General features: G+C 66.7%; 2 protein-coding genes and 1 pseudogene. 2 read left to right on the top strand and 1 reads right to left on the bottom strand.

Features of this window, described 5'->3' with window-relative positions; all coding sequences use genetic code 11:
• The first annotated feature begins 549 nt into the window (after positions 1–549).
• Positions 550–990 carry a hypothetical protein gene (locus tag GL263_RS23510; RefSeq protein WP_182857748.1) on the top strand — a complete coding sequence of 147 codons (441 nt, stop codon included), beginning with the start codon at positions 550–552 and terminating at the stop codon, positions 988–990.
• 7 nt (positions 991–997) lie between these two features.
• Here GL263_RS23510 and GL263_RS29130 read toward each other — a convergent pair.
• A pseudogene (locus tag GL263_RS29130) lies at positions 998–1,219 on the bottom strand (hypothetical protein); the annotation flags it as partial.
• Between the two features lie 723 nt (positions 1,220–1,942).
• Between GL263_RS29130 and GL263_RS23500 the strand changes: the two are divergent.
• On the top strand, positions 1,943–2,644 hold the full coding sequence (locus tag GL263_RS23500) for a hypothetical protein (RefSeq protein ID WP_323379536.1): 702 nt from the start codon (positions 1,943–1,945) through the stop codon (positions 2,642–2,644).
• Positions 2,645–3,504 lie beyond the last annotated feature (860 nt).

Below are 3,504 nucleotides of genomic sequence, written 5' to 3'. Positions count from 1 at the left end.
CTCCACCGGACCACCCGGCCGAACCCCCTCCAACCTCCAGGCGTTCGCCGCCAACCACCCCGTCAACCCCTCCACCAAACACCCTCCTCAACCTGAGCTTCGCCGTGCCCTCAGAACCTCAGTGTCCACGCCGCTCAGAGGCGGGGCCATGGCCGCTGCGCGGGTTCATGCCCACCCGTATGGAGCAGGGGCTGCGAAAGCGCCGGGCTTGCGCGCGAGGCGGCAGGGACAAAGGGTTCTACGCAACCGTCGCCGAACCGGCCGGTGCCTTCCGGTCTTCCGACTCGACCTCTACGAGCCCTCCGCGAACGCCACCGCCGTCTACCGGGCCACCGGGGCCTCCCAGAATGTCCCATCTCCCACAGTCATGCCGTCCAACCACCTGGGCGTTTCACGGACGGGACATCCAGAACGTCCCACCTTCGAGTGCTGCGCTACCCAACCCCCTCGGGGCGTCCCTCAGTGTGGTTTCCGTGCCCGCCTTGCCTCGGTGGCGACAGCTGAGGCGAGAGCGCCACGGGCACGTTGACGTGCAGACAAGGAGACAGAGTGAAGATGATCACGACTCGGCGCCTCGCCCTCGGTGCCGCGACCGCGGTGCTCGGCAGCGGACTCGCGATGGCCCCGGCAGCCAGCGCCGACACCCTCCGCGCCCCGGCGCCGACGGTCGCCCCGTCCAGCGTGAGCGCACAGGCGACCAACTTCAGCTGCACCCTCCCGAAAGGCACCAAGTGGAAGACATGCCGCCAGGACATCACGGTGACGAGGGGGAAGACTCTCTCGGTTGAGCTGGTTTCCTCCGGCGGCAAGACGCTGAACGTCAGCTTGGGCAGCAGCGGCAACGACAGGAACCAGAAGGCGATCAAGCCGGGTGAGGGTTACGCCGTTCACTGGACCAACAACTCAAACAGCACCAAGAAGGCCTCCATCCTGGTCAAGCGCAAGGCGACAGTGAAGGTACAGGCCAACCTGCGCTACAAGGTCGGCTGAAGCCACCTCACCGGACGGAGTCGCATCCGCTGACGCGCTGAGGGCTGACCGGGCATCTCGGTCGGCCCTCGCCGGGATGTTGAGGGTGCGGCATGTCAAGGGAGTGGAACCGTCGGCGAGCTGCGCTTGACAGCGCCGACGAACGAGGCCCACACGTCCGCCTCGAAGACGAGCGCGGGGCGTGCGGGTCCGTGGAGTCACGTACCGGAACGCCCCCGGCGTACCCGTCCGGTACGTCGACACAGCCGCCCGGAGCTTTCTCGCTGTACGTGGACTTTGCGCCACGTGACCAGAGCCGATGCGTGAGGAATCATCTTCACCTTTGTATTCAGTCAGGAATTCGCGGATGAGGTCGAGCGATTCGTCGTCCGTGAGAGCCAGGGTGCGGGCCGTGCCGAACCTCTGCGTCCGTTCGGAAATCCTTCTCCGAGACTCCATCGGTTCACCGGAATCGAAGCTCTCGATCGCGACATGCCCGCCAGTGGGCGGGGTCTACGCCATCCATGGCCGGCGGCCACCGCACGATCGTCATTGTCCAGCCACCCACCGATGATCACGCTGTGGCCGTACCCGTTCCCGGCCGGATACGGCCACAATTCGCGAAACCGGACTGGAGTAGTAGATCCCGGTGAAAGCCCGGCGATCAGCCCAGCTGACACCCCTCTGCGCCATTGGCAGTAGCGGTTCGCCCTCCGGTGGGACTCGTCATATATACCCAGCGCGTCGGGGGAGACCCGGGTGCTGAGCTGCCTACTGTGGGGCGCGCACTGCACCGGGCGCCGCTCTGGCGCCCGTTCTGCCCTTCAATCGACACGATGAGGAGCGAAGCGTGAACGCTCGCTTTGGCGTGAAACGAAGAGTGACACTCGGGGTAACAGCGCTGGCCGCGATCGCTGTCTCGGCCATCCCGGGATCGGCAACCGCCGCGACCGGCGGAGACCGAGGAAACGCGGTGACCGCCGCGACCGGCGGAGACCGAGGACACTCGGACCACTGGGGTGTGATCACCCGCAACACGATCGGTTCGCCCGTTGCCGCCCTCAGGAACGGCCCGTACGGCTCCTTCGGAGTACAGGGCCCCTCCGCGAGGCCGCCCTACGGGCGGGGCAGCCTGGGAATCGAGGTGGCAGACGATTCCACCTCCCTCACTCCGCCCAGTGAGAAGGTCGACTTCGGAAACGAGGTCGATTTCTTCGGCGACCCGGTCCTGGGACTGAACCAGGTCGGGTTCCACGTCTTCCAGACCAACGAGAACATCTCCTACGGTGGCCCACGGAACCTGCCGGGGATCAAGTTCGAGATCGATCCGAACCTGACCGCGGCTCCCGCCACCAACTACTCCACGATGGTGTGGATGCCAGGTCCCTCCCCCGTGACGAACCGCTGGAGTCCCTACCTGGACGCCACCACCACCGGCGACTGGTTCCTCACGGGCAACGCGGGGAACGTGACCGGGTGCAACCAGACCACCATGTGCACCTTCCAACAGCTCAAAACCGCGCTCAACGACGGCGGCGAGCAGCCGATCATCTACACCGCCGCGGTGAGCAAGGGCCGCGACCACATGTGGATCGGCGCTGTCGACGGCCTGCGGATCAACAACACCGTCTACGACTTCGAGGCCCACGGAGTCAAAACCCGTCGCGCCAACTGAGCGAAGCACCACACCGCACAATCTTCGTCTGTCCGCACACCAACCGATGAACACGCGGTGGCCGTACTCGTTCCCGGCCGGGAACGAGTACGGCCACAAGCTTGAAAGGAGGCCGCCCGCGCGACCCGGGCCGTCTCCTCAGGAACCTCGCCGACCATCCTCGCGCGCAGCGACACCGACACCCTCCCCGAACACGACGTCGGCCTTACGACCACAACGGGTCATGAAGGACGGCGTCACGCTCGCCCCGGGATTCGCCAACGACGTCGCCAAGCCGCCGGGGCTCACTTCGTTACCATGTCGCGAACTCGACCACCTGGCCCGAGCCCAGGCGCACGGCCGGGACGGCGCCATGCCTTCCACGACGGCGGAGATGGGTGCGGCCCACTGTCGACCGCGCGCTCCGGGGCAAATGCGCGGCGCGCGGGGTGAGACCGCGAGCGCGGGAACGAGCAGCCCTGGTCTGCCGACCCCGCCGGGTTCACCGGCCGTGCGGGACGGGTGGGCCGGGGGACGGCGGGGTTTTGATGCCGCCTCGTGAATATGCGGTGAGGGCGTGCGGTGGAAGGGGTGTTGTGCGCCCCCGGGCGGCGCTGTCGTGCGACGGTCGGCGGGTGCGTCCGCCGGGTTGCGCAGGCACTTCGGAGTGCGGAGCTCGGAACGTTTCTTCTCTGTCGCTTCCGTTGTCGACCCGCTGGAGGTGCCTATGCGACTGTCTACCTCCACTCGGTGTCGGACGCGGCCGAAAACCGGGTTTGCGGGATTGTCCTACCTTTCCTTGTTCTCTTGTCCCGGCGTTCCCGGCGTGCCTAGGTTTTTTGTGCGCCGCTTCCTCGTTTCGGCTTCCCATGGGCCTGGGC

The sequence above is a fragment of the Streptomyces durbertensis genome (assembly GCF_014156695.1).
Taxonomy (GTDB): domain Bacteria; phylum Actinomycetota; class Actinomycetes; order Streptomycetales; family Streptomycetaceae; genus Streptomyces; species Streptomyces durbertensis.
This window is presented reverse-complemented; position numbering and strand designations above follow the sequence as displayed.